Source organism: Serratia marcescens (assembly GCF_006715005.1).
Classification (GTDB): domain Bacteria; phylum Pseudomonadota; class Gammaproteobacteria; order Enterobacterales; family Enterobacteriaceae; genus Serratia; species Serratia montpellierensis.
On the sequence record NZ_VFMJ01000001.1, the window covers coordinates 3,154,260 to 3,172,563 of the forward strand.

Annotated in this window: 17 protein-coding genes, 6 tRNA genes and 2 other RNA genes; 1 reads left to right on the plus strand and 24 read right to left on the minus strand. The window is 57.1% G+C overall.

What is annotated here, in order from left to right:
* Nucleotides 1–7: 7 nt before the first annotated feature.
* The 21 genes from pnuC to cydA all read right to left on the minus strand — a co-directional run bounded on the left by pnuC (nt 8) and on the right by cydA (nt 12,239).
* Nucleotides 8–733, minus strand: coding sequence for a nicotinamide riboside transporter PnuC (pnuC, locus tag FHU12_RS15215; protein ID WP_089180632.1), 726 nt, complete (start codon nt 731–733; stop codon nt 8–10).
* Between the two features lie 20 nt (nt 734–753).
* Nucleotides 754–1,815, minus strand: a complete 1,062-nt coding sequence (gene nadA / locus FHU12_RS15220; protein ID WP_141970363.1) for a quinolinate synthase NadA — start codon at nt 1,813–1,815, stop codon at nt 754–756.
* 324 nt (nt 1,816–2,139) lie between these two features.
* A non-coding RNA gene (locus FHU12_RS15225) (RtT sRNA) lies at nt 2,140–2,264 on the minus strand.
* A 76-nt stretch (nt 2,265–2,340) separates the two neighbouring features.
* A tRNA-Lys gene (locus FHU12_RS15230) sits at nt 2,341–2,416 on the minus strand.
* Nucleotides 2,417–2,422: 6 nt separating this feature from the next.
* A tRNA-Val gene (locus FHU12_RS15235) sits at nt 2,423–2,498 on the minus strand.
* A 35-nt stretch (nt 2,499–2,533) separates the two neighbouring features.
* A non-coding RNA gene (locus FHU12_RS15240) (RtT sRNA) lies at nt 2,534–2,657 on the minus strand.
* Between the two features lie 13 nt (nt 2,658–2,670).
* Nucleotides 2,671–2,746: transfer RNA gene (locus FHU12_RS15245), tRNA-Lys, on the minus strand.
* A gap of 151 nt (nt 2,747–2,897) precedes the next feature.
* A tRNA-Lys gene (locus tag FHU12_RS15250) sits at nt 2,898–2,973 on the minus strand.
* A 7-nt stretch (nt 2,974–2,980) separates the two neighbouring features.
* Nucleotides 2,981–3,056, minus strand: a tRNA-Val gene (locus tag FHU12_RS15255).
* Nucleotides 3,057–3,085: 29 nt separating this feature from the next.
* Nucleotides 3,086–3,161 (minus strand) — tRNA-Lys (locus FHU12_RS15260).
* A 178-nt stretch (nt 3,162–3,339) separates the two neighbouring features.
* Entirely contained in the window at nt 3,340–4,134 is a 795-nt protein-coding gene (gene cpoB / locus FHU12_RS15265; RefSeq protein ID WP_004939852.1) for a cell division protein CpoB, read from the minus strand.
* 9 nt (nt 4,135–4,143) lie between these two features.
* Complete coding sequence (gene pal / locus FHU12_RS15270) at nt 4,144–4,653, minus strand: peptidoglycan-associated lipoprotein Pal (protein WP_025160033.1); 510 nt, start codon at nt 4,651–4,653, stop codon at nt 4,144–4,146.
* A gap of 44 nt (nt 4,654–4,697) precedes the next feature.
* Nucleotides 4,698–5,990, minus strand: coding sequence for a Tol-Pal system beta propeller repeat protein TolB (tolB, locus tag FHU12_RS15275; protein ID WP_004939856.1), 1,293 nt, complete (start codon nt 5,988–5,990; stop codon nt 4,698–4,700).
* 132 nt (nt 5,991–6,122) lie between these two features.
* Nucleotides 6,123–7,352, minus strand: a complete 1,230-nt coding sequence (gene tolA, locus FHU12_RS15280; protein WP_141970365.1) for a cell envelope integrity protein TolA — start codon at nt 7,350–7,352, stop codon at nt 6,123–6,125.
* 81 nt (nt 7,353–7,433) lie between these two features.
* The gene (gene tolR / locus FHU12_RS15285; RefSeq protein WP_004939859.1) at nt 7,434–7,862 is read right to left on the minus strand and encodes a colicin uptake protein TolR; all 429 of its coding nucleotides are present in this window, start codon (nt 7,860–7,862) and stop codon (nt 7,434–7,436) included.
* Nucleotides 7,863–7,874: 12 nt separating this feature from the next.
* A complete protein-coding gene (gene tolQ, locus FHU12_RS15290; RefSeq protein ID WP_004939862.1) occupies nt 7,875–8,558 on the minus strand; it encodes a Tol-Pal system protein TolQ in 684 nt (227 codons plus the stop codon).
* Nucleotides 8,555–8,959 (minus strand): tol-pal system-associated acyl-CoA thioesterase, encoded by a 405-nt coding sequence (ybgC, locus tag FHU12_RS15295; protein WP_025160034.1) that lies wholly within the window; start codon nt 8,957–8,959, stop codon nt 8,555–8,557. Before ybgC ends, tolQ begins: the two co-directional genes overlap by 4 nt.
* A 130-nt stretch (nt 8,960–9,089) precedes the next feature.
* Nucleotides 9,090–9,386, minus strand: a complete 297-nt coding sequence (gene ybgE / locus FHU12_RS15300) for a cyd operon protein YbgE (RefSeq protein WP_019454032.1) — start codon at nt 9,384–9,386, stop codon at nt 9,090–9,092.
* Complete coding sequence (cydX, locus tag FHU12_RS15305; RefSeq protein ID WP_004939868.1) at nt 9,386–9,499, minus strand: cytochrome bd-I oxidase subunit CydX; 114 nt, start codon at nt 9,497–9,499, stop codon at nt 9,386–9,388. Before cydX ends, ybgE begins: the two co-directional genes overlap by 1 nt.
* Before the next feature lie 17 nt (nt 9,500–9,516).
* Entirely contained in the window at nt 9,517–10,656 is a 1,140-nt protein-coding gene (gene cydB / locus FHU12_RS15310) for a cytochrome d ubiquinol oxidase subunit II (protein ID WP_063991116.1), read from the minus strand.
* 14 nt (nt 10,657–10,670) lie between these two features.
* Nucleotides 10,671–12,239 carry a cytochrome ubiquinol oxidase subunit I gene (cydA, locus tag FHU12_RS15315; protein ID WP_019454034.1) on the minus strand — a complete coding sequence of 523 codons (1,569 nt, stop codon included), beginning with the start codon at nt 12,237–12,239 and terminating at the stop codon, nt 10,671–10,673.
* Between the two features lie 683 nt (nt 12,240–12,922).
* Between cydA and FHU12_RS15320 the strand changes: the two genes are divergently transcribed.
* A complete protein-coding gene (locus FHU12_RS15320) occupies nt 12,923–14,821 on the plus strand; it encodes a bifunctional metallophosphatase/5'-nucleotidase (protein ID WP_141970367.1) in 1,899 nt (632 codons plus the stop codon).
* 72 nt (nt 14,822–14,893) lie between these two features.
* On the opposite strand, the gene sucD is transcribed toward FHU12_RS15320, so the two are convergent.
* The 3 genes from sucD to odhB form a co-directional block, all read right to left on the minus strand.
* Entirely contained in the window at nt 14,894–15,766 is an 873-nt protein-coding gene (gene sucD / locus FHU12_RS15325) for a succinate--CoA ligase subunit alpha (RefSeq protein ID WP_004939878.1), read from the minus strand.
* Complete coding sequence (gene sucC, locus FHU12_RS15330) at nt 15,766–16,932, minus strand: ADP-forming succinate--CoA ligase subunit beta (RefSeq protein WP_025301883.1); 1,167 nt, start codon at nt 16,930–16,932, stop codon at nt 15,766–15,768. The genes sucD and sucC overlap by 1 nt, the downstream gene beginning before the upstream one ends.
* 122 nt (nt 16,933–17,054) lie before the next feature.
* On the minus strand, nt 17,055–18,272 hold the full coding sequence (odhB, locus tag FHU12_RS15335; RefSeq protein WP_033637469.1) for a 2-oxoglutarate dehydrogenase complex dihydrolipoyllysine-residue succinyltransferase: 1,218 nt from the start codon (nt 18,270–18,272) through the stop codon (nt 17,055–17,057).
* Between the last annotated feature and the right edge of the window lie 32 nt (nt 18,273–18,304).

The following is an 18,304-nucleotide window of genomic DNA, read 5'->3' on the forward strand; positions in this document are numbered from 1 at the left end:
TGCGTTGTTACGGTGTGGAAGAGAGCGGATTGGAACGGTTGCGCCCGGCGCTCTTAATCCACAGCCAGGAACCGTTCAGGGCGATCAGCGTCAGAATGACGTACTCCAGCGCCATCGCGTACACCCCTTGGTAGGCGAAGATCGCCACGCTGATGACATCGATAACCACCCACAGCAGCCAGTTTTCCACGTATTTGCGCGTCATCAGGATCATCGCCACGATGGAGAGCACCATCATCGCCGAATCCCAAAACGGGAACGCGTCCGGCTGCAGTTCAGGCATCTGCACGTTCAGCCCCAGCCCTTGCATCACCGCCACCGCAACCTGCGTCAGCCAGGCGAACACGCGGTCGATGTTAAAGGTCATCAGGCCGATGCCGATGACGCAGACCGCCGCCCAGGCCAACGCTTTCGGCAGCGGCAGCCAGCGGATCTGCAGCTCAGCCTGATTGTCCTGGGTCTGGCGGCTCCAGGCATACCAACCGTAAATGTTGGCACCGAAGAAGAACAGCTGCAGCAGCAGGCTGGCGTACAGCTGGATCTGGAAGAAAATCACCGCGAACAGCGTGACGTTGATCAGGCCGAACAGGTAGTTGATGATTTTTTCCTTGCTGGCGTACCAGATGCACAGCAACCCGAACAATGTGCCGATAGCTTCGATCCACGACAGATCGTAACCACCTGCGCCCAGCGGAATGTGCACCAGAATATTGCTGGTACTGAAGAAGCTCATGAGGTCATCCTTTTAAACGGTTAAGCGTTGCCTTTAACCTGCATCTTAAGCTGAGCGGCGAAATCCAGCATGCGATTCAGCGGCACCAGTGCCTTCTCACGCAGCGCGGCGTCCACGTGGATCTCATGCTGCGCGCCCCCTTGCTCCAGCCCTTCGGCAATTGCCTTCAGGCCATTCATCGCCATCCACGGGCAATGCGCGCAGCTGCGGCAGGTCGCCCCTTCTCCGGCGGTCGGTGCTTCGAACAACTCCTTGTCCGGGCAGGCCTGCTGCATCTTGTAAAAGATACCGCGATCGGTGGCGACAATCAGCTGTTGATGCGGCAATGTTTTCGCCGCCTGAATCAGTTGGCTGGTAGATCCCACCGCATCCGCCAGCTCGACCACCGCCTGAGGCGATTCGGGATGTACCAGGATCGCCGCCTGCGGATAAAGCGCCTTCATACGCCGCAGCGCCTGGGTCTTGAACTCGTCATGCACAATGCAGGCGCCTTGCCAGCACAGCACGTCGGCACCGGTCTGCTTTTGCACGTAGCTGCCGAGATGGCGATCCGGCGCCCAAATGATCTTCTCGCCCAGGCTATCCAGGTGTTCGATCAGCTCAACGGCGATGCTGGAAGTCACCACCCAGTCGGCGCGCGCTTTGACCGCCGCCGAGGTGTTCGCATAGACCACCACGGTACGATCGGGATGGCTGTCGCAAAACGCCTGAAACTCCTCTTCCGGGCAGCCCAGATCCAGCGAACATTCGGCAAACAGCGTCGGCATCAGCACCTGCTTTTCCGGGCTGAGGATTTTGGCGGTTTCCCCCATGAAACGCACGCCGGCCACCAACAGTGTAGAAGCCGGATGAGCGCTGCCGAAGCGCGCCATTTCCAGCGAATCCGCCACGCAGCCGCCGGTTTCTTCCGCCAGCGCCTGAATTTCCGGATCGGTATAATAGTGGGCGACCATCACCGCATTGCGCTGCTTGAGCAGGGTTTTGATCTTCTCGCGATAAAAGGCTTTTTCGGCTACGTCCAGCGGTACCGGTTTAGGCGGGAAGGGATACACCGCCGCATTGACATCAAACATTTCACTCATCGCTGCAATCTCATGCTAGGCTGGGCGCCTGCCGCGTGAATATCGCCTGCCGCAACGCCCTTCGTTTTATATACTAAACAAAATACCTAAAACTGCGCGAAAAGTCCGCTGATATTTTCATATTTGCGCACCTATTGTTTAATGAATTAAAAACACTGGCGTTACCCGCGCAGTTCACAGCGGATTAACAGCCTGGCGAGAACGTATAGCCGTTCAGAAAAGAGCGGGATGACGATCGGTGTGGTATTGAAACGAGAAAGCAGCGGATTTAGATTGCGATGACGCAGATGCGAAAAAAGCGCCAAAAGGCGCTTTTTTCTGAATGGGTGGGTCGTGCAGGATTGATTCGGCCTGTGGCCTCACCCTGCGGGCAACGCTGCGCGTTGTCGTATCGCTGCGCGATGCTCGAACCTGAACGCAGGATCTCACCCGCACGGCTCAGTGAACTATCTTGGCAAGCGGATAAAGTCAGGTTTGGGAGGATACAGATGCGAAAAAAGCGCCAAAAGGCGCTTTTTTCTGAATTGGTGGGTCGTGCAGGATTCGAACCTGCGACCAATTGATTAAAAGTCAACTGCTCTACCAACTGAGCTAACGACCCGCAGTGTGGTGGGTGATGACGGGCTCGAACCGCCGACCCCCTCCGTGTAAAGGAGATGCTCTACCAACTGAGCTAATCACCCACTGCTGTGGTACTGCTATTTTCACTCTCAAAGAGTGGTGGGTCGTGCAGGATAACTCGGCCTTTGGCCTCGCCCTTCGGGCCATCACCTGATGTGATGTTGTCTCGCTTTGCGAGACTCGAACCTTTACGGTTCTCATCCTGACGATTTAACACCTTGCTCTATTAAAGAGTGGTGGGTCGTGCAGGATTCGAACCTGCGACCAATTGATTAAAAGTCAACTGCTCTACCAACTGAGCTAACGACCCACTGATGTGGTTTACTGCTGATGGCGAATAGGTTATTGGAACCGACTCGCGGAAAACAAGGATGGGGATGTTCAGGACAACTCGACGGGTACTCGACTCGGACCTTTACTTGCCACATCAAACCGATTCTGAAGCTGCCATTCTTAAAGAATGGTGGGTCGTGCAGGATTCGAACCTGCGACCAATTGATTAAAAGTCAACTGCTCTACCAACTGAGCTAACGACCCATAACAGTGGTGGGTGATGACGGGCTCGAACCGCCGACCCCCTCCGTGTAAAGGAGATGCTCTACCAACTGAGCTAATCACCCACTGTTGTGGTTACTGCTACTTCAGAAATTGGTGGGTCGTGCAGGATTCGAACCTGCGACCAATTGATTAAAAGTCAACTGCTCTACCAACTGAGCTAACGACCCAATTTCCCTGCCGCTTTAACATCTTGCAAGATGTCTTGGCAACGGCGGCATATATTACTAATTTATCTTGGCAGCGCAACCTAAATTTTTTGCTGATACGTTCAACTGCTTGTTCTTCACGCGAATGAGCCCAGAAATCGGTCAAATCGACTAACTTCTGGGCTCATTTTTCTGACTATTAACCGCCTACGCGACTTTTCGCCTGTTTGGCCGCCGCACTGGTTGGGTATTGTTTAATCACCTGCTGGAACACAGCTTTGGCTTTATCGGCCTGCCCTTTCTCCTGCATGATGATACCCACCTTGTACATGGCGTCCGGCGCCTTCGGTGATTTAGCGTAATTCTTCACCACCACCGCAAAATAGTAGGCCGCATCGTCTTTTTTACCCTTGTTGTAGAACAACTGACCCAGCCAATAGTTGGCGTTGGGCTGATAGGTAGACTTCGGGTACTGTTTTACGAAGGACTGAAAGGCAGAAATCGCCTGGTCATACTGTTTTTTTTCCAGCGCCAGAGAAACAGCGGCGTTGTAGTCGCTGTTCTCATCACCGCCGCTCGGCGTTGCAGACGCGGCTGCAGGCGCGCTGCTGCCCGCATCGGAAGATGCGCCTGCGGCTGCCCCACCGGCAGCGCCCGCGGCCGCAGAGGCGCTCTGAGCGCCACCCTGGCTGAGGCTATCCATCTGCTGATAGATTTGCTTCTGGCGTTCAACCACCTGATTCAACTGATACTGACTTTCCTGGATTTGCCCACGGAGAGAATCAATGTCGCGTTGGTTATCAGAGAGTTGTTGCTGGAGTTGGTTTAAAAGCTGGCCTTGAGCATTGCTGATGCGCTCAAGCGAGGTGACGCGGTCTTCGACCGAGCCGGAGCCGACATTACTGATTGGCGCTTGGGCAGTAGCGGCCCAGGGGGCCGCTACGCCAACCAGTAACGACAGACTCAACAGGTGACGTCTGAAGTTACTGTTCATGCGATTCTCTTAGTAAACCAGAACGGCACGACGGTTTTTAGCATAAGCCGCTTCGTCGTGGCCCAGTACTGCTGGTTTTTCTTTACCGTAAGAAACGATAGAGATCTGGTCAGCGGAAACGCCTTTACCCTGCAGGTACATTTTAACGGCGTTAGCACGGCGCTCACCCAGAGCGATGTTGTATTCCGGCGTGCCGCGTTCGTCAGCGTGGCCTTCAACGGTCACTTTGTAAGACGGGTTGTTACGCAGGAATGCAGCGTGCGCGTCCAGCATCTGAGCGAATTCGGAGCTAACGTCATACTTGTCCAGGCCGAAGTAAACGATGTTGTTCTTCTGCAGTTCTTGCATCTGCAGACGAGCTTGTTCTTCGGAAGACAGGTTGCTGCTGCCGTTTTCCATACCAGTGCCAGCGCCCATACCAGATTGGTCGTTGTTCGCGCTTTTGTTAGAACTACAAGCTGCTACAGCCAGAACTGGCAGTGCCAGCAGAAGCCCTTTCAGCACTTTGTTCAGTTGCATTTCTTTGATCCTTTTATAGTTTGCCATACATATTTACACATGCATCACAGATACGGCGACCAGGCAGGGAATTTGACCTGTCCATCAGTTGCCGGAAGACGCGCTTTGAAACGTCCATCAGTTGACACCAACTGCAGCACGGAGCCCATACCTTGCGTGGAGCTATAGATCACCATGGTGCCGTTTGGCGCAATACTAGGCGTTTCATCCAGGAAGGTGCCGGTCAAAACCTGAACGGCGCCCGATCCAAGATCTTGTTTGGCGATGTGTTGTGCACCACTGTTGGTGCTCACCATCACCAGGAATTTACCGTCGGAGCTGACTTCAGAATCCTGGTTCTGAGAGCCTTCCCACGTCAGACGCTGTGCGGCACCGCCGCTGGCGCTGATTTTATAAATCTGCGGACGCCCGCCCTGGTCGGAAGTAAACGCCAGCGACTGGCCATCCGGGAACCAGGTCGGTTCGGTGTTGTTGTTGCGACCATCGGTCAGCTGCGTGATCTGGCCGGAGCCGAGGTTCATCACGTACAGGTTCAGGCTCCCGCTCTTGGACAGCGCGAAGGCCAGCTTGCTGCCGTCCGGCGAGAACGCCGGCGCACCGTTGTGGCGCGGGAACGAGGCGATCTGGCGGATTGCGCCGTTAGCCAGGGTTTGCACCACCAGCGCGGAACGGCCGCTCTCGAAGGTCACGTAAGCCAGTTTGCTGCCGTCCGGCGACCAGGCCGGTGACATCAGCGGCTCAGGAGAACGGTGCACCGTGAACTGGTTGTAACCGTCGTAATCCGCTACGCGCAGCTCATACGGGAATTTCCCGCCGTTGGTCTGCACGACGTAGGCGATACGGGTACGGAACGCGCCCTTGATGCCGGTCAGCTTTTCGAACACTTCGTCGCTGGCGGTATGGGCAGAATAACGCAACCACTGTTTGGTCACTTTATACTGGTTCTGCGCCAATACGGTGCCCGGCGAACCCGAAGTGTCCACCAGCTGGTAGGAGATCAGGTAGCTGCCGTCGGCGCCAGGTTGAACCTGGCCGACAACCACGGCGTCGATGCCCAATGCAGTCCAGGCCGCCGGCGTCACTTCAGACGCGGAGGTCGGTTGCTGCGGCATGCGCGCCACGTCGATCGGGTTGAATTTGCCGCTGTTACGCAGATCCGCGCCGACAATCTTGCCGATATCTTCCGGCGGCGTGCCTGGGCCCGCCCACTTAAACGGCACCACGCCAATCGGGCGAGCGGAGTCGACCCCTTGGGTGATTTCAATGCGAACTTCCGCGTGCAGCACGGACGCCCACAGAATTAAAAAACCTAGCGCTACTCGAAATGCCTGCTTCATCTCATCTCCCTTATCCAGGCGGGATGCCTGCGATAAATTAGCAGAATTTTAACAAACCAACTTACGTAAAACTACATAATCCCTGTTGGTTACCTTAGTACATCCCTGTGATCTTACTCAGTCAATCAACCGTTATTGCGGCTTGAATTCAAGGATAGAATTCTTAAAGTGCTGATAAACGGCATCGCTCGGCGGCTTCGGTATATGCGCCAACTTGGCGGCAGACACCGCGGCCTGGCACAATGCCGGATCGCCCCCCGCCGCTTGTACGCTTATCAGCAGGCCGTCCGGCGCCAGCTTGATACGCAGGTCGCAGGTTTTGCCGGCGAACGAACTGGCGTCATAGAACTTGCTCTGAATCGCCCCTTGAATCTGCCCCATATAACCGCTGATATCCGCCCCGCTGGCCCCAGCTGCCTTAGCATTGCCCTGCCCGGCCGGTTTACCATCACCTTTCGATTTGGCACCGCCGCTCTTCGGCGCGTTCTTGCCGTCCGCCAGGCCGCCAAACAGATCGCTCACTTCATCCGATTGTTTCGCAGCCTCAGCGGCGGCCTTCTTCTTGGCGTCCGCAGCGGCTTTCTTGGCTGCCGCAGCTTTCTCAGCGGCGGCCGCTTTCTTCTCTGCCTCAGCGGCAGCCTTCTTCTCGGCTTCCGCTGCGGCTTTTTTCTCGGCTTCAGCGGCCGCTTTCTTCTCCGCGGCCTCTGCGGCTTTTTGCTCTGCGGCGGCAGCTGCGGCTTTCTTCGCCTCTTCCGCCTGTTTCTTGGCGGCGGCAGCGGCGGCCGCTTCTTTCTTGGCTTCCGCTTCGGCTTTCTTCTGCGCGTCCGCCTGTGCCTTGGCGACCTTTTCCGCTTCGGCCTTCGCCTTGGCGGCGGCGGCTTCGGCGACCTTCTGTTGCTCTTTGGCCTTGGCTGCGGCGGCTTCCGCCGCTTTTTGCTGCTCGGCGGCCTGTTTCTGCTGCTCCGCTGCCTTCTGCTGTTGCTCAGCCTGCGCCTTGGCGTCCTGCGCAGCTTTCTCCTGCGCCGCCAAACGCTCTTTCTCCAGCTCCTTCAGGCGCTGTTGCTGCTCCGCCTGCTTCTGCTGAAGCTCTTCGGCCTGTTGCTCCGCCTTTTTCTGGCGCTGCTTCTCGGCACGCTGCGCATCGTTGCTCTGCTGCTGCTGGCGGTTGTATTGCTCCACCACCGCGCCAGGATCGACCATCACTGCGCCCACCACGGTGCCATCACCGCCACCGCCGGCGCCCATGTCGACCTTTTCCTGCAGCGATCCCCAAATCAGCAGGGCAATCAATATGAAGTGCAGAACGACCGAAACAATAACGGCGCGGTTCAGCTTATCGTTTTGCTCAGTTGCCTTTACCAAAATAGATTCCCAAAAACTGGTGTTGCTTATACGGGGTTCCTGGGCCGCAGCGCAGGAACCGGGTTGCCGTTCGCCTTACGGTCAGATCGGCTGGGTCATCAGCCCCACGGAAGCCACGCCCGCCTGATGGAGAATATTCAATGCCTTGATAATCTCATCGTAAGGGACTTCCTTCGCACCGCCGATCAAAAAGACCGTTTTCGGGTTAGCCGCCAAACGCGACTTGGCTTCGGCCGCGACTTGCTCAGGCGGCAGCAGCTCCATACGGTTGTGATCCACCACCAGGGTGTATTGACCTACGCCGGAAACCTCAAGGATCACCGGCGGATTGTCATCGCTGGACACCGTTTTGGAATCGGTGGCGTCCGGCAGGTCAACCTCCACGCTCTGCGTGATGATTGGCGCGGTTGCCATAAAGATCAGCAGCAGCACCAGCAACACGTCGAGCAGCGGAACGATGTTAATTTCGGACTTCAGCTCGCGCCGACTACGTCCACGTACTCTCGCCATGCTACCTCCTACTTATTTGCTGTCGCTGGAGAAGGCCTGACGATGCAGAATAGCGGTGAACTCTTCCATAAAGTTGTCGTAATTCTGCTCAAGCTTGTTGACGCGCTGGTTGAGACGGTTGTAGGCCATTACCGCCGGGATAGCGGCGAACAGACCGATCGCGGTGGCGATCAGCGCTTCGGCGATACCCGGCGCCACCATCTGCAGCGTGGCTTGCTTCACCGCGCCCAGCGCGATAAAGGCATGCATGATCCCCCACACGGTGCCGAACAGGCCGATGTACGGGCTGATCGAACCGACGGTGCCGAGGAACGGAATATGGGTTTCCAGCGTTTCCAGCTCGCGGTTCATCGAAATGCGCATCGCGCGCGACGCCCCTTCGATCACCGACTCCGGCGCATGGTTGTTGGCGCGGTGCAGGCGAGCGAACTCTTTGAAGCCGGAATGGAAGATCTGCTCGGAACCGGTCAGGCTATCGCGACGCGCCTGACTTTCCTGGTACAGACGGGAAAGCTCGATACCGGACCAGAATTTGTCTTCAAAGGCTTCGGCGTCACGCGTCGCCGCATTGAGGATGCGGGTGCGCTGAATGATGATCGCCCAAGAGGCTACCGAGAAGCATATCAAAATCAACATGATAAGCTTAACCAGCAGGCTCGCCTTCAAGAATAAATCTAGGATGTTCATGTCAGTCACTGCTTAAACTCCGCGACAATAGACTTAGGAAGCGCTCTTGGCTTCATTTGGTGTGGATCAATACAGGCAATCAGGACATCTGCCTGGCTCAGTAGGGCCCCGTCAGAATTGACAATGCGTTGAGCAAACGTGAGAGAAGCCCCGCGCAGACAGGTGATTTCGCTCTGGACCTCCAGTTGCTCGTCGAGACGAGCCGGAGCCAGATAATCCACCGTCATGCGCCGGACGACAAAAGCGACTTGTTCACTGAGCAGCTGCTGTTGATGAAAGTTGTGCTGACGCAGCATCTCTGTGCGCGCTCTTTCAAAAAAGGCGACGTAGCGGGCGTGATAGACCACACCACTGGCATCGGTATCCTCGTAGTAAACGCGAACCGGCCATCGAAACAACGTATTACTCACTCTACTTCCCAGCAATGCAATTTAACGCTGCTACTATACGCAAGACGGATCGGGTTGGGAATGGGTTACAAGATGGGAATGAAAATAATTATGGGCCGTGAGGGCCCATAACAAGGGGACATCGGGGAGATTATAAAGAAACGTAAAGTAATCCTGCGCACAAGATCACAATGGCGGGAAGCGGCGCGAAAAAAGCGCGCCAGACGCTGCGCTGCGGGCGGAATCCGAAACCGTGGATCACCCCGGCGCACACCGCCCAAATCAGCAACAGCCCTTCCCAAATCTCCAGCGAGCTGGTTTTGGCGGCGAAACGCGTCGGATCCCAGAACACGCACCCCGCCAAAATCAACGCCAGCACCAGGGAAAGGGCCCGGATCGGGCCCTTGTCGGTGACAGCGTACAGCTTGTCAATCACGGACGAGCTCATCACTTACCGTCTTGCTGAGCTTTGGTCGCTTCGCTCTGCTCAAGCGCCAGCGCCGTGATGATGCCGAAGGCGCAGGCAAGAAGCGTTCCGAGAATCCAGGCAAAATACCACATGGTTTAGCTCCTTATCCTTAGTACAGCGAATGCTTGTTGTTTTCGATGTAGTTCTTGTCGAGGCGACCGAACATTTTGTAGTACGACCAGCTGGTGTACGCCAAAACGATAGGCACGAAGATCGCCGCCACGACGGTCATCACTTTCAGCGTCAACAGGCTCGAGGTCGCGTCCCACATGGTCAGGCTGACGTTAGGCACGGTGCTGGACGGCATCACGAACGGGAACATGGTGACCCCGGCGGTGAGGATGACGCAGGCGATGGTCAACGACGAGGTGACGAACGCCAGCGCGCCCTTCTCCAGACGCGAGAACAGGATGGTGAACAACGGCAGCACCACGCCCAGCGCAGGCAACGCCCACAGCAGCGGATACTTGTTGAAGTTGATCAGCCAGGCACCGGCCTGATGCGCCACTTCTTTACGCATCGGGTTGGATTCCGCCATGGTGTCCAGCGCCGACGTCACAACGAAGCCGTCGATGCCTTTCACCAGCCATACACCCGCCAACAGGAAGCACACCGCCATGATCAGCGTCGCGATCTGTGCCGCAGCGCGTGAACGCAGGTGGATCTCGCCGGTGGTGCGCATTTGCAGGTAGGTCGCGCCCTGGGTGACCAGCATGGTCAGGCTGACCACGCCCGCCAACAGACCGAACGGATTCAGCAGTTGGAAGAAGTTGCCGGTGTAGAACAGGCGCATGTACTCGTCCATGTGGAACGGCACGCCCTGCAGCAGGTTGCCGAACGCCACGCCGAATACCACCGCAGGCACGAAGGAGCCGATGAAGATGCCCCAGTCCCACATGTTGCGCCAGCGGCTGCTCTCCAGCTTGGAGCGGTAGTCGAAACCGACCGGGCGGAAGAACAAGGCGGCCAGCACCAGGATCATGGCGACGTAGAAGCCGGAGAAGGCCGCTGCGTAGACCATCGGCCAGGCGGCGAACAGCGCGCCGCCGGCGGTGATCAGCCACACCTGGTTACCGTCCCAGTGCGGGGCGATGGAGTTGATCATCACCCGGCGCTCGGTATCGGTTTTCCCGATGATGCGCACCAGAATGCCGACGCCCATGTCGAAACCGTCGGTGACGGCGAAGCCGATCAGCAGTACGCCAACCAGGACCCACCAAATAAATCGCAGTACTTCATAGTCAAACATACGTGGACTCCTGTTTAGCGCGCTTCCTGCACGGCGGCAGTCGGTTGTTCAAAGTGATAGCGGCCGGTTTTCAGGCTGCTTGGACCCAGACGCGCAAACTTGAACATCAGGTACAATTCAGCCACCAGGAACAGGGTGTACAAGCCGCAGATCAGCCCCATCGAGAACAGAATGTCACCCGCGGTCAGCGAAGAGTTGGCGACCGCCGTCGGCAGCACCTCACCAATCGCCCACGGTTGACGGCCGTACTCCGCCACGAACCAACCGGACTCGATCGCGATCCAAGGCAGCGGCAAACCGTACAGCGCGGCGCGGTGCAGCCATTTTTTCTGGCCGATGCGGCCGCGGATCACGTTCCAGAACGACAGGCCGATGATCAACAGCATGATCACGCCACAGGCCACCATGATGCGGAAGGCGAAGTACAGCGGCGCCACGCGCGGAATGGAGTCCTTGGTCGCCAGCTGGATCTGCGCTTCCGTCGCGTCGGTGACGTTCGGGGTATAGCGCTTCAGCAGCATGCCGTAGCCCAGGTCTTGCTTGGTTTTGTTGAATTCGGCGCGTACCGCAGGATCGGTGTTGCCGCCGCGCAGCTCTTCCAGCAGCTGGTAGGCTTTCATCCCGTTGCGGATGCGCACTTCATGCTGCGCCATCAGATCTTTCAGGCCGGTGACCTGAGTGTCCGTGGAGCGGGTGGCGATCAGGCCAAGCGCATACGGGATCTGAATAGAGAAGGAGTTTTCCATCTTGTCCTGATCGGGAATGCCGAACAGGGTGAAGGACGCCGGTGCCGGCTGGGTGTCCCATTCCGCTTCGATAGCGGCCAGTTTGGTTTTCTGCACGTCGCCCATTTCGTAGCCGGATTCATCACCCAGAACGATAACGGACAGAATGGCAGCCATACCGAAGCTGGCAGCGATGGCGAAGGAGCGCTTGGCAAAGGCGATGTCGCGGCCTTTCAGCAGGTAGTAGGAGCTGATGCCCAGAACGAACATCGCGCCGCAGGTGTAGCCGGAAGCCACGGTGTGAACGAATTTCACCTGCGCAACCGGGTTAAGCACCAGTTCGGAGAAGCTGACCATCTCCATGCGCATGGTTTCGAAGTTGAAATCCGAAGCGATCGGGTTCTGCATCCAGCCGTTGGCGACCAGGATCCACAGCGCGGACAGGTTGGAGCCGAGGGCCACGAACCAGGTTACCGCCATGTGCTGTACCTTGCTCAGACGATCCCAGCCGAAGAAGAACAGGCCGACCAGCGTCGATTCAAGGAAGAACGCCATCAGACCTTCGATAGCCAGAGGGGCCCCGAAGATATCGCCGACGTAGTGAGAGAAATACGACCAGTTAGTCCCGAACTGGAACTCCATGGTCAAACCGGTGGCCACACCCAGAGCAAAGTTAATCGCAAATAACTTTCCCCAGAATTTGGTCATGTCTTTATAGATTTGTTTGCCAGACAGGACATATACCGTTTCCATAATTGCCAGCAAGAACGCCATACCGAGCGTTAATGGGACAAATAAGAAATGGTACATCGCCGTTAAAGCAAACTGTAAGCGCGACAGTTCGACAATATCAAACATCTTGACTCCTTGCTCCTCGCAGGAAGACTCCGACACGCGGTTATCGGCACGCTTCTTTCAAAGCCGCCAGTAACGCCCCGCAGTGAATGCCCTTAAACACAACAAATTTGATCCAGCTTCTCCGCTTTCAACCGCACACTCAGCCAATAGCCCCTCGGGCCGCCGACAAGCACGCCACTGAAAACCGACAACGGGTAACAAATGCAACAAGATCAACCATCCATAATCACAACATGGATGATACTCGCCCAATCCCACACAATAAATAGGTTTTTACGTGACGTGGGTTAGACTTTTGGTTACAGGTCAAATCTTAGCCGAAAGAGGTACTTCGGGCTAATTTGATCTGAGACAATTTAAGCCTATCCGCATCTTATTTCCATATTCATCAGCACATTTCGCGTAATTTTCTTAGGGTCATGTTGCGCAATGGTTTAATTGTTTTTTAATGATATTTTTGTGTTAAATAAATGTAATTTAAAAGAGCCGCCATTGTATTATTACGCGCTTATTATGCGACATAATTAACCTTTTATTTCCAATAAGCCGTGACAGTGATAGCAGTCACAAAACAACAAATCTCTCTCCAATATTAGTCTATTTCTCGCGATGGGATCGTAAAGGTTGCGATTTTGTAGCAAAATGACCAATTATGTTAAAATTACATTGAGTGACAATAACTTATGAAAAAAATCATCTTTGCCTCTGTCTTGGGACTCTCGGGAAACGTCATGGCCGCCGAAACGGTAAATATCACCCTGCTGGGTACTTCCGATCTGCACGGCACCTTCGTGCCCTGGGACTACGCCAGCGACACGGAAAATCTGGCGGGCAGCCTGAGCCAGATAGCCACTCAGGTCAAAAAGGTGCGGGCCGAGCAGCCCAACCTGATCCTGGTGGACGCCGGCGACACCATTCAGGGCAACTTCGTCGAAACCTTCAAGCATGAGGCCGTCAGCCCGATGATGCTGGGCCTCAACGCGCTCAATTACGATGTCTGGGTGATGGGTAACCACGAGTTCGACTTCGGCCTACCGGTGCTGGCTACGCCGCTCAAGCAGTTCAAAGGCGCGGCGCTGGCGGGCAATATCGTCTGGGACAACGGCAAGCCCTACCTGCCGGCCTATACCATCGTCGAACGCCAAGGGGTGAAAATTGGCATTATCGGCATGGACACGCCGATGACCGCGGAATTCGCCAAGGGCACCGATCGCATCAAAGGGTTGAACTTCACCGATCCGGTGCAGGCGGTGAAACAGGTCATCAGGCAAATCGACGGCCAGGTCGACGCCATCGTGTTGGTGGCGCATATGGGCATCGACAATGAGAACCAGCGCCCCGGCACCGGCGTGGCCGACATCGCCAACGCCAACCCGGAGCTGGCGGCGATCGTCGCCGGCCACATGCATGTGAAGATCGACAAAGCGGTGGTTAACGGCGTCATCATCACTGAGCCGGATAAATACGGCCGCGCGCTGTCGCGCATCGACCTGCAGTTTGAACGCCGCGACGGCAAATTCACGCTGATCGACAAAAACAGCTACACCTACCCGATCAAAGGGCTGGCGCCGGACAGCGCCATGCAAGCGCTCTACCAGCCGTACCATGACATTTTGCGCGCCAACGCCAACCGGGTCGTGGCGAAGCTGAGCGGCAGCGATCTGGTGCCCGCCGACGAGTTTCGCGGCATTCCCCAGGTGCACGTGCAGGATACCGGCATCAGCGCGCTGTTCCAGCAGGCCGCCCGCCACTATGCGCCGCTGGCTCAGGTGATCGCCCTGCAGATCGACAACGATCGCGCCAAATTGAACGTCGGCGACATCAAGGCCAAGGACATCGCCTTTAACTACCAATACGCCGGCGGCGAGATCACCGTTTATCAGCTCAACGGCAAAGCGCTTAAACGCTACATGGAGTGGTCCGCCGACTATTTCAATCAGCTGCAGCCGGGCGACGTCACCTACAGCTTTAACCCGGCGCGGCGATCGTCCAAATATTCCACCAACGATTTCTTCGACGGCGTCACTTACACCATCGATCTGCGCCAGCCCGCCGGTTCGCGCATCGTCGATCTGCGCCTGGCGGACGGCACGCCGGTCACCGACGACATGCCGATCCGCCTGGGCATGAACAGTTACCGCATGGGCCACCTGACGCAAAAGGGCGGCGCGTTGGAGGGGCAATCCTTCCCGGTGCTGTTTGACAGCAAAGCGCAATACGGTGAAGAAGAAGGCACCATTCGCCACCTGGCTCTGCGCTACCTGGCGGAAGTGAAACACGGCCAGTATCAGGGCGTGACGCCGCAGCGCTGGAAGCTGGTCGGCATGGAGGGGTACGAACCGCAGCGGGCGATCGTCAAACGGCTGCTCAATGAAGGCGTTATCCAGGTGCCGACCACCGACGATGGCCGCTACACCAACGTCGCCTCGATCAACGTCAAAGACGCGCTGTTCCGCAACGCCGACGATTACCGCACCGCCCTCACCTCGCTGGAAAAACAGCGGCAAATCGCCGCGGATCCGGTGCAACAGCGCCGCCTGCAGGATCGGATCGCGCTGATCAGAGCACTCAACGATTTCTGATCTTCCCCCATAAAAAAGGCCACCCAATGGGTGGCCAAACATGTCGAGATATTGTTATTTCGTACTAAGATCTTAGCGCTTCAGCACCGCTTTTACCGCGTCGCCGATGTCCGCCAGGCTGCGAACGGTTTTCACGCCCGCCGCTTCCAGCGCAGCAAACTTCTCGTCCGCCGTGCCTTTGCCGCCTGCGATGATGGCGCCGGCGTGGCCCATACGCTTGCCTTTCGGCGCGGTTACGCCGGCGATGTAGCCGACAACCGGTTTGGTGACGTGTTCTTTGATGTAAGCTGCCGCTTCTTCTTCAGCGCTGCCGCCGATCTCACCGATCATCACGATCGCTTCGGTCTGCGGATCCTGCTGGAACATCTTCAGGATATCGATGAAGTTGGAGCCCGGGATCGGGTCGCCGCCGATGCCCACGCAGGTGGACTGGCCCAGACCGGCATCGGTGGTTTGTTTCACCGCTTCATAGGTCAGGGTACCGGAGCGGGAAACGATGCCCACTTTGCCCGGCAGGTGGATGTGGCCAGGCATGATACCGATTTTGCACTCGCCCGGGGTGATCACGCCAGGGCAGTTCGGCCCGATCATGCGCACGCCGGCTTCGTCCAGCTTCACTTTCACGGTCAGCATGTCCAGGGTCGGGATGCCTTCGGTGATGGTGATGATCAGTTTGATGCCGGCATCGATCGCTTCCAGGATGGAGTCTTTGCAGAAAGGCGCTGGAACGTAGATGACCGAGGCAGTCGCGCCGGTCGCTTCAACCGCTTCGCGCACGGTGTTGAACACCGGCAGACCCAGATGCTGAGTGCCGCCTTTGCCCGGGGTTACGCCGCCAACCATTTTGGTGCCGTAAGCGATAGCTTGTTCGGAGTGGAAAGTCCCCTGGCTACCGGTGAAGCCCTGGCAAATTACTTTGGTGTTCTTATCGATTAAAATGGACATTATTTACCCTCCACTGCTGCAACAACTTGCTGAGCCGCATCAGTCAGGCTGGTCGCAGCAATGATATTCAGGCCGCTGTCCGCCAGTTTCTTGGCGCCCAGTTCGGCGTTGTTCCCTTCCAGACGCACCACGACCGGGACGTTAACGCCCACTTCGGCCACTGCGCCGATGATGCCGTCGGCGATCAGATCGCAACGTACGATACCACCGAAGATATTAACCAGAACCGCTTTCACCTTGTCGTCGGACAGGATGATTTTGAACGCTTCGGTCACGCGCTCTTTGGTCGCGCCGCCGCCAACGTCCAGGAAGTTGGCCGGTTCGCCGCCGTGCAGTTTAACGATGTCCATGGTGCCCATCGCCAGACCGGCGCCGTTAACCATGCAGCCGATGTTGCCGTCGAGGGCAACGTAGTTCAGCTCCCACTGAGCCGCACGGGATTCGCGCTCGTCTTCCTGAGAAGGGTCACGCATTTCACGCAGTTCCGGCTGGCGGAACAGGGCATTGCCGTCGGCGCCCAGTTTGCCGTCCAGGCACACCAGATCGCCCTGCTTGGTGATCACCAGCGGGTTGATCTCAACCATCGCCAGATCGCGCTCCAGGAACAGCGTCGCCAGGCCCATGAAGATCTTGGCGAACTGGCTGACTTGCTTACCGGTCAGGCCCAGTTTGAAGGCCAGCTCACGGCCCTGATAAGGCTGTGGACCCGCCAGCGGATCGATGGTCATTTTGTGGATCAGTTCAGGGGTTTCTTCCGCCACCTTCTCGATTTCCACGCCGCCTTCGGTAGACGCCATGAACACCACGCGACGGGTAGAACGATCCACTACCGCGCCCAGGTACAGCTCTTTATCGATGTCGGTCGCCGCTTCTACCAGGATCTGGTGAACCGGCTGGCCCAGCGCGTCAGTCTGGTAAGTCACCAGACGCTTGCCCAACCAGGCTTCCGCGAAAGCACGGATATCTTCTTTGCTGTTGACGACTTTAACGCCGCCCGCTTTACCGCGGCCACCAGCATGAACCTGACATTTCACCACCCACGGGCCGGAGCCGATTTTGGATGCGGCTTCTTCTGCTTCACGCGGAGTGGTACAGGCGTAACCGGTTGGTGCCGGCATGCCATACCGAGCAAACAGCTGTTTTGCCTGATATTCGTGTAAATTCATGATGTTCTATCCATTCAGTTCTGAAGGTTTTTAGCCGGACCATTATTACGCGGTAAACCGCATGGTTTTCCGGCCACATAGCACAGAGTGCGGGCGCGGCATGCCGCGCCCGGCAAGGGTTACTAGACGTCCAGCAGCAGACGAGCCGGATCTTCCAGCATCTCTTTGACCGTCACCAGATAACCGACGGATTCTTTACCGTCGATCAGGCGGTGGTCATAAGACAGCGCCAGATACATCATCGGCTGGATCACCACCTGACCATTGACCGCCATTGGGCGATCTTTGATGGCGTGCATGCCCAGGATGGCGCTCTGCGGCGGGTTGATGATCGGAGTGGACATCAGGGAGCCGAATACGCCGCCGTTGGTAATGGTGAAGTTACCGCCGGTCAGCTCTTCAACGGTCAGTTTGCCGTCGCGGCCCTTAACGGCCAGCTCTTTGATTTTCTTCTCGATGTCAGCCATGCTCATGGCGTCCACATCGCGCAGTACCGGCGTCACCAGGCCGCGCGGGGTAGAAACCGCGATGCTGATGTCGAAGTAGTTGTGGTAAACCACGTCGGAACCGTCGATCGACGCGTTCACTTCCGGGAAGCGCTTCAGCGCTTCAACCACGGCCTTGATGTAGAAGGACATGAAGCCCAGACGCACGCCGTGGCGCTTCTCGAAGGCTTCGCCGTACTGCTTGCGCAGGTCCATGATCGGCTGCATGTTGATTTCGTTGAAGGTGGTCAGCATCGCGGTGCTGTTCTTCGCTTCCAGCAGACGCTCGGCGACGCGTTTGCGCAGGCGGGTCATCGGCACGCGTTTTTCGCTGCGGCCGGCCAGAGCAGGCTGCGGTGCGGCTTCAGCAGCAGCGGCCGGTTTGGCAGCGGCGCCGCCTTTGGCCAGGTGCGCTTCCACGTCTTCACGCGTGATGCGGCCACCCACGCCGGTGCCTTTGATGGCGCCGGCATCGAGGTCGTGTTCGGCGATCAGGCGGCGAATCGCCGGGCTGAGCGCGTCATTGCTTTCTTCTTCCAGGCTCGCGGTAGCGCGCTGTGCAGGCGTGGCTTCTTTCTCCTGGCTCTTCTCAGCGGTCGGCTTGCCGGAGCTGTCGCCCGGACGGATGCGGCCAAGCAGCTGGCGAGACAGTACGGTCGCGCCCTCTTCTTCCACGATAGCATCGAGAATGCCCGCTTCACTGGCCGGCACTTCCAACACGACTTTGTCGGTTTCGATTTCAACCAGGACTTCATCACGCTGCACGCTGTCGCCTGGTTTTTTGTGCCAGGTGGCTACGGTCGCATCGGCAACCGATTCAGGAAGGTCAGGAACCAGAATATCTACGCTACTCATTTAGCTTTCCCTTAAGTTTTTTATCATCTGCT

What these genes read in the sequence shown, in the direction of transcription:
- pal (WP_025160033.1), bottom strand. Translation starts at nt 4,653, where the DNA reads ATGCAACTGAACAAAGTGCTGAAAGGGCTTCTGCTGGCACTGCCAGTT.
- nadA (WP_141970363.1), bottom strand. Translation starts at nt 1,815, where the DNA reads ATGAGTGAAATGTTTGATGTCAATGCGGCGGTGTATCCCTTCCCGCCT.
- sucC (WP_025301883.1), bottom strand. Translation starts at nt 16,932, where the DNA reads ATGAATTTACACGAATATCAGGCAAAACAGCTGTTTGCTCGGTATGGC.
- ybgE (WP_019454032.1), bottom strand. Translation starts at nt 9,386, where the DNA reads ATGAGCTCGTCCGTGATTGACAAGCTGTACGCTGTCACCGACAAGGGC.
- cpoB (WP_004939852.1), bottom strand. Translation starts at nt 4,134, where the DNA reads ATGAACAGTAACTTCAGACGTCACCTGTTGAGTCTGTCGTTACTGGTT.
- cydB (WP_063991116.1), bottom strand. Translation starts at nt 10,656, where the DNA reads ATGTTTGACTATGAAGTACTGCGATTTATTTGGTGGGTCCTGGTTGGC.
- FHU12_RS15320 (WP_141970367.1), top strand. Translation starts at nt 12,923, where the DNA reads ATGAAAAAAATCATCTTTGCCTCTGTCTTGGGACTCTCGGGAAACGTC.
- sucD (WP_004939878.1), bottom strand. Translation starts at nt 15,766, where the DNA reads ATGTCCATTTTAATCGATAAGAACACCAAAGTAATTTGCCAGGGCTTC.
- tolR (WP_004939859.1), bottom strand. Translation starts at nt 7,862, where the DNA reads ATGGCGAGAGTACGTGGACGTAGTCGGCGCGAGCTGAAGTCCGAAATT.
- cydA (WP_019454034.1), bottom strand. Translation starts at nt 12,239, where the DNA reads ATGTTTGATATTGTCGAACTGTCGCGCTTACAGTTTGCTTTAACGGCG.
- odhB (WP_033637469.1), bottom strand. Translation starts at nt 18,272, where the DNA reads ATGAGTAGCGTAGATATTCTGGTTCCTGACCTTCCTGAATCGGTTGCC.
- cydX (WP_004939868.1), bottom strand. Translation starts at nt 9,499, where the DNA reads ATGTGGTATTTTGCCTGGATTCTCGGAACGCTTCTTGCCTGCGCCTTC.
- pnuC (WP_089180632.1), bottom strand. Translation starts at nt 733, where the DNA reads ATGAGCTTCTTCAGTACCAGCAATATTCTGGTGCACATTCCGCTGGGC.
- tolB (WP_004939856.1), bottom strand. Translation starts at nt 5,990, where the DNA reads ATGAAGCAGGCATTTCGAGTAGCGCTAGGTTTTTTAATTCTGTGGGCG.